8 protein-coding genes are annotated in these 6,430 nt (G+C 66.2%); 4 read left to right on the forward strand and 4 right to left on the reverse strand.

Annotated elements, in window-relative coordinates; translation table 11 throughout:
• Window positions 1-713, reverse strand: a 713-nt coding sequence (gene paaA / locus MT490_RS03700) for a 1,2-phenylacetyl-CoA epoxidase subunit PaaA (protein WP_297384371.1), incomplete at its 3' end; no start/stop codon positions are given.
• A gap of 117 nt (window positions 714-830) precedes the next feature.
• On the opposite strand from paaA, the gene MT490_RS03705 reads away from it, so the two are divergent.
• The gene (locus tag MT490_RS03705; protein WP_297384373.1) at window positions 831-1,436 is read left to right on the forward strand and encodes a DUF308 domain-containing protein; all 606 of its coding nucleotides are present in this window, start codon (window positions 831-833) and stop codon (window positions 1,434-1,436) included.
• Here MT490_RS03705 and paaI read toward each other — a convergent pair.
• Window positions 1,411-1,833 carry a hydroxyphenylacetyl-CoA thioesterase PaaI gene (gene paaI / locus MT490_RS03710; RefSeq protein ID WP_297384374.1) on the reverse strand — a complete coding sequence of 141 codons (423 nt, stop codon included), beginning with the start codon at window positions 1,831-1,833 and terminating at the stop codon, window positions 1,411-1,413. The genes MT490_RS03705 and paaI overlap by 26 nt on opposite strands.
• A gap of 156 nt (window positions 1,834-1,989) precedes the next feature.
• Here paaI and paaG point away from each other — a divergent pair, with 156 nt between their 5' ends.
• On the forward strand, window positions 1,990-2,769 hold the full coding sequence (gene paaG / locus MT490_RS03715; RefSeq protein ID WP_297384376.1) for a 2-(1,2-epoxy-1,2-dihydrophenyl)acetyl-CoA isomerase PaaG: 780 nt from the start codon (window positions 1,990-1,992) through the stop codon (window positions 2,767-2,769).
• Here the strand turns inward: paaG and MT490_RS03720 are convergent.
• Both MT490_RS03720 and MT490_RS03725 read right to left on the reverse strand, forming a co-directional pair.
• A complete protein-coding gene (locus MT490_RS03720; protein WP_297384377.1) occupies window positions 2,766-3,782 on the reverse strand; it encodes a phosphotransferase family protein in 1,017 nt (338 codons plus the stop codon). The genes paaG and MT490_RS03720 overlap by 4 nt on opposite strands.
• Window positions 3,779-5,014, reverse strand: a complete 1,236-nt coding sequence (locus MT490_RS03725) for an acyl-CoA dehydrogenase family protein (protein ID WP_297384378.1) — start codon at window positions 5,012-5,014, stop codon at window positions 3,779-3,781. The genes MT490_RS03720 and MT490_RS03725 overlap by 4 nt, the downstream gene beginning before the upstream one ends.
• A gap of 45 nt (window positions 5,015-5,059) precedes the next feature.
• On the opposite strand from MT490_RS03725, the gene MT490_RS03730 reads away from it, so the two are divergent.
• Window positions 5,060-5,812, forward strand: coding sequence for an SDR family NAD(P)-dependent oxidoreductase (locus MT490_RS03730; RefSeq protein ID WP_297384379.1), 753 nt, complete (start codon window positions 5,060-5,062; stop codon window positions 5,810-5,812).
• 161 nt (window positions 5,813-5,973) lie between these two features.
• Window positions 5,974-6,429 carry a DUF6130 family protein gene (locus tag MT490_RS03735; RefSeq protein WP_297384380.1) on the forward strand — a complete coding sequence of 152 codons (456 nt, stop codon included), beginning with the start codon at window positions 5,974-5,976 and terminating at the stop codon, window positions 6,427-6,429.
• Window position 6,430: the final 1 nt, after the last annotated feature.

Below are 6,430 nucleotides of genomic sequence, written 5' to 3' on the forward strand. Positions count from 1 at the left end.
AGCTCGTCATTGGTCTCGCGCTTGATCCGCCAGCGCATCGACTGCGCGGTGTTGGGCGAATTTTCGTCGGGCGGGCCGAACATCATCAGGCTCGGCCACCACCAGCGGTCGAGCGCGTCCTGCGCCATCCGCTTCTGGTCGGGCGTGCCGTTCGCCATGGCGATCATGATCTCGTAGCCCTGGCGCTGGTGGAAGCTCTCTTCCTTGCAGATGCGCACCATGGCGCGGGCGTAGGGGCCGTAGCTGGTGCGCTGCAGCGGCACCTGGTTCATGATCGCCGCGCCGTCGACCAGCCAGCCGATGGCGCCGATGTCCGCCCAGGTCAGCGTCGGATAGTTGAAGATCGTGCTGTACTTCGCCTTCCCGCTGTGCAGCGCCTCGATCATCTGCTCGCGGCTCGTGCCGAGCGTCTCCGCCGCGCAATAAAGGTAGAGCCCGTGCCCCGCCTCGTCCTGCACCTTGGCGAGCAGGATCGCCTTGCGGCGAAGCGACGGCGCGCGCGTGATCCAGTTGCCCTCGGGCAGCATGCCGACGATCTCGCTGTGCGCATGCTGGCTGACCTGCCGGGTGAGGGTCCGACGGTAGGCCTCGGGCATCCAGTCCTTGGGCTCGATGAACTCGTCGGCCGCAACCCGCGCCTCGAATGCCTCGAGCAGCTCCGGGTCCTCGAGATTCTCGATTTTCGCACTCTTCTGAAGCTCGGTCGTGTACATGGCCCCAAGATGTAGCCTCTGCGCCGCCGCGGTTCAAATGAGGCGGCACGTGACAAGAACTCTCGGGTTCGGCACATCGTTGCCGAAAGGTCGGCGAACAAGACTAGGGAGGATACGATGGCCAGCGCACCCGAAGCGAGCGCAGCGCATGTCCCGGCGCACAATTGGGGCTGGTTCCTGCTGCGCGGCATCCTTGCGCTGTTGCTTGGGCTCGCGGCGATCGCCTTCCCCTTGAGCGCGCTGTTCGCCTTCACCTTGCTCTTCGCCGCCTACGCCTTCGCCGATGGACTCGCCTCGCTGGTGAGCGGCATCCCGGGCACGAAGGAGCACAAGGGCTGGGGCGCGCTGATCTTTCGCGGGGTGACCGGTATCCTCGTCGGGCTGCTGTTCCTCGTCCTGCCCGCGGTCGCGACCATCTCCTACGCCTACGTCACGCTCGCGATGCTCGCCGTCTGGTCGATCATCGCCGGAACCTTCGAAATTGCCGCCGCCATCCGCCTCCGGCGCGCGATCGAGGGCGAACTCATGCTCGGACTGTCGGGACTGATCTCGCTTCTGCTCGGGATCGCCATCATAGTCTTCGTAATGCCGGTCCCGGCCGCGACGATGCTGTCGGCGGCCTGGCTGATCGCGATCTTCGCCTTCGTCAGCGGCATCCTGCTGGTGATGCAGGCGCTGCGGCTTCGCAAGACCGGGATTACTCTACAACCGCCCCGCCAATAGTCCGCGAATATCCGGTGAATTCGGCGATGGCCCGGCCGTCCGCCGTCCGGACCGCGACGCGCGTCACTCCCGCCCGGCCTTCGCGCGCCACTTCGCTGGCTTCCGCGATCAGGGTCTCGCCGTCCCTCGCCTTGTCGAGAAAGACGATCGATGCCTGGGCCGCCACGCTGGCGTGATTGGAACCGTTGCAGACATAGGCGAACGCGCTGTCGGCCAGCGCGAAGATCATCCCGCCATGCGCGATTCCATGGCCGTTCAGCATGTCGGGACGGATGGTCATCGACACCCTGGCATAATCGGCGCGCGCTTCTTCGATGCGGATATCCCACGCCCGGCCAGTGCCCTCCTTCGCGAGCATGTGATGCGCCACGCGCGATGCGAGTTCGTCGGGATTCATGACTACCTTCCTATCGTCACCCTGAACTTGTTTCAGGGTCCATTTTCGTGAAGGGCAGTGCTGCCACCAGAATGGATGCTGAAACAAGTTCAGCATGACGAACTGCCGGGGGCAGTTTGTCAGGATGAACTCAGCATGACGCGGGGAGCGAGCGCCATGGCCGAATACGAAACCATCCTCTTCGAACCCGGCGTCATCGCCCGAATCACCCTGAACCGGCCCGACCGGCTCAACAGCTTCACCGTGCTGATGCACGCCGAGCTCCGCGATGCGCTGGCGAACCTGGGCGACTCGCGCGTCCTCGTGCTTACTGGAGCGGGTCGCGGCTTTTGCGCCGGGCAGGACCTCAACGATCGCGCGGTCGCGCCAGGCAAGGCCGTCGACCTGGGCGACACGATCCAGTCCTGCTGGAACCCGCTGATCCGAACCCTCACCGGCCTTCCTCAGCCCGTGATCGCGCGGGTGAACGGGGTCGCGGCGGGCGCCGGGGCGAACGTCGCGCTCGCCTGCGACATTGTCGTCGCCGCCCGATCGGCGAAGTTCATCCAGAGCTTCTCGGCGATCGGCCTCATCCCCGACAGCGGCGGCACCTGGGTCCTGCCTCGCCTCGTCGGGCAGGCGCGCGCCCTGGGCCTCGCGCTCATGGGGGAGCCCCTGGCGGCCGCGAAAGCCGAGGAATGGGGCATGATCTGGAAGGCGGTCGACGACGATGCGCTCGACGCGGAAGTCGGCGCGATCGCCGGGAAGCTCGCCGCGCTGCCGCCGCTCGGGCTCGCGGCGATCAAGGAGATGCTCCGGTCGAGCTGGCAATACAGCCTCGACGAGGAGCTCGAGCGGCAGGCCGGCGCCATGCGACGGCTCGGTTTCACCGAGGATTATCGCGAGGGCGTCGCGGCCTTCCTCGAAAAGCGCCAGCCCAGCTTCAAGGGACGTTAGGCTCCGGCTTTCTCGGCAAATCCCCACGCGGCGCTGGCGAGCGTGGGGACCTTCTTCGCCATCTCGGCGGCATTCGCGCTCGACGCCGTGCCGTCGATCACGCGCTTCTTGATCCCCTGGACGATGCCGGCGAGGCGGAAGAGGTTGTAGGCGAAATACCAGTCGAGCTGCGCCGCGACGGGCACGCCAGAGCGGGCCGAGTAACGCTCGACGATCTCTTCGAGGCTCGGGATGCCGAGCCCCGGGAGGTCGAGGCCGGCGAGACCCGCGCCGCCGTCCGCCGGCATCATCCACTGCATCGCGAGATAGGAAAAATCGGCGACCGGATCGCCCAGGGTCGCCAGCTCCCAGTCGAGCACGGCGGTGAGCCGGCCATCGTCGAACAGGACGTTGTCGATCCGGTAGTCGCCGTGGACGATCGACGTGCGCGACTGCGCGGGCAGCGTCCGCGGCAGCCATTCGATCAGCCGCTCCATCTCCGGCAAATCGTCGGTCTGGCTGTCGCGATATTGCTTCGTCCAGCGCGCGACCTGCCGCTCGAAATAATTGCCTTGTCTGCCGAAATCGCCGAGGCCGGCGGCGTCCGGATCGATATTATGCAGCTCGGCGAGCGTATCGACCAGCTGCTCGTACATGGAGCGCCGCTCACCGCCGGTGAAGTCGGGCAGAGCGCCGTTCGTGAAGGCGCGGCCCCTCGCCAGCTCCATCACGTAGAAGATCGCGCCGATCACGTGCGCGTCGTTGCACAAGGCGTACGGCCGCGGCACCGGAAAGCCGAGCGGGTGGAGTGCGGCGATCAGCCGATATTCGCGATCGACCGCATGCGCCGACGGCAGGAGCGGGCCGAACGGCTTGCGGCGCAGCACATAGTCGCCCGACGCCGCTCGAATCCGGTAGGTCGGGTTCGACTGGCCCCAGGCGAATTTCTCAAGCTCGAACGGACCGCGAAACCCCTCGACGTTCGCCTCGAGCCAGCGGCCGAGCGCAGCCTCGTCGATTTGGCTCTCGCTCACCGGTGCTTCTTATACTCCAGCCGGGCGATGGCGCGGCGATGGACCTCGTCCGGCCCGTCGGCGAGCCGCAAGGTGCGGATTGAGGCGTAGGCTCGCGCGAGGCCGGTGTCCTCCGAAACCCCGACGCCACCGAACGCCTGGATCGCGTCGTCGATGACCTTAAGCGCCATGATCGGCGCGGCGACCTTGATCATCGCGATCTCGCCCTGCGCCGCCTTGTTGCCGGCCCGGTCCATCATGTCCGCCGCCTTGAGGCACAGCAGTCGGGTCATTTCGATGTCGATGCGCGCGTTCGCCACGCGCTCTTCCCACACCCCCTGCTCGGCGAGAGTCTTGCCGAAGGCGGTGCGCGACATGAGCCGCTTCACCATCGCGTCGAGGGCTTCCTCGGCGGCGCCGATGGTGCGCATGCAATGGTGGATGCGCCCGGGCCCCAATCGCCCCTGCGCGATCTCGAAGCCCCGGCCCTCGCCCAAGAGCACGTTCGACGGCGGCACGCGGACGTCGTTCAGCTCGATCTCCATGTGGCCGTGCGGCGCGTCGTCGTATCCGAACACCGGCAGGTGGCGGACCACGTTCACCCCCGGCGCGTCGAGCGGCATCAGGATCATCGACTGCTGCTTGTGGGTGTCGGCCGAAGGATCGGTCTTGCCCATCAGGATCGCGACCTTGCAGCGCGGGTCGCCCGCCCCGCTCGACCACCATTTGCGGCCGTTCACCACATATTCGTTGCCGCGCATCTCGATGCGGCACTGGATGTTGGTCGCATCGGACGAAGCGACGCCGGGCTCGGTCATCAGGAAAGCCGAGCGGATCTCGCCGTCCATCAAGGGCTTCAGCCACTCATCTTTCTGCTCGCGGCTGCCGTAGCGGTGAAGAACTTCCATGTTGCCGGTGTCGGGCGCGGAGCAGTTGAACACCTCCGAGGACCACAGGATGCGGCCCATCTCCTCGGCGCAGAACGCGTACTGGAGGTTGGAGAGGCCCGGCCCTTCGAACTCGAAGCTGTCGTCGACCGGCGTCGCGCCGTGCGAGGGCGGCATGAACAGGTTCCACAGCCCTTCCGCCTTGGCCCTGGCCTTGAGCTCCTCGATGACGGGCAGGACCTTCCAGCGCTCGCCCTCGCGCTGCTGCGCGTCATAGTCGGCGACACGCGGACGGACCTCGCCGTCCATGAACGCGCGCACGAGGTCGCGCCATTCGGTCTCGGCGGAGCCAAGGCTGAAATCCATGTCGGGTGCCTACCAGCAAGGATGTCAGCTGGCTATGATCCGCCAATGCAGAGACTTTCAGGCAAGGTCGCGATCGTCACCGGCGCGGCGTCGGGGATCGGCAAGGCGACCGTCGAGCTGTTCCGGAGCGAAGGCGCAACCGTGGTCGGAGCGGACGTCGGCGAAGGCGCGGACATCCGTTGCGATGCGGCAAGCGAAAGCGATGTGACGGCGCTGGTCGCCGAGGCCATGTCCCGGCATGGCGGGCTCGATATCTTCTTCGCGAATGCCGGAATATCGGGCGGCTTCGCGTCCATCTCCGAGCAGACCGAACAGGACTGGGCGGAAATCCTGCGGGTCAATCTCATCGGCCCGTTCCTCGCGATCAAATATGCGGCCCCGGTCATGAAGGCACGCGGCGGCGGGTCGATCGTCTGCACCGCGAGTGTCGCCGGTTTGCGGTCGGGCGCGGGCGGCGCGGCTTATTCGGCATCGAAAGCGGGCGTCATCAACCTCGTCCAATCGGCGGCGCAGCAGCTTTCGGGCACGGGCATCCGCGTGAACGCCGTCTGCCCGGGGCTGATCGAGACGGGCATGACCAGGCCGATCTACGACATGGCGCGGGCCAAGGGACAGGAACGCCGGATCGGCGAGCTCAACCCGCTCGGCCGCGGCGGCGAGCCCGAGGAGATCGCCCAGGCCGCTTTATTCCTCGCCTCGGACGAGTCCTCCTACGTCAACGGCGCCGCGCTGGTGGTCGATGGCGGCCTTTCGTCCAGCCACCCGACGACCCGACGCTTCGACATAAGGATGATCTAAGCGATCGGCCAGCGTTCGCAAGCGGCCGCGCTTGACCCGACTCGTTGCCCTGAGTCAGAGCCCGCAGTGGCCGCCGGTCGGTAGCGTACCAGCATTTCCCATCGGTCGAGAGCACGCGTTGCGTATGCGTTCGATTCTCAACTCATGGGTGGGAGAGGCCGATGCGCGCCTACATCAAGACATTTGGGGTGGCCGCAATGGCGACCGCTCTGACAACGGGTTCTTCGGCGCAAACCGCATGGCAGCATGGCGCCACGCCTTACATAGAAATCAAGAACGAGCCCGCGCCCAGACTGATCGTGGATCCGCCGCTTGCCGAAGGATTGCCGAAGGGCCTGGTCTGGATTCAATACCACGCGGAGAATGTTCGCATTGGCCCCGTACTTGGTGAGGGGGCGCTGAAGGCGTCACCACGCGTGGGACATTTGCACGTAGCCGTCGACGACTTGCCATGGTTGTGGGCGGATACGAGCGGCAGCAACACCATCGACATCTTCGGCTTGCCCCCCGGCCCGCACAAGGTGAAGATCGACCTGGTCGACGCGAACCACAATGTGTTCCCCGGACAGAGCAAGGTGGTGAGCTTCACCATGCCCGAATGGGGCGGCCCTCACTAAC

This window comes from Sphingomonas sp. (genome assembly GCF_026460985.1).
Lineage (GTDB): Bacteria > Pseudomonadota > Alphaproteobacteria > Sphingomonadales > Sphingomonadaceae > Sphingomonas.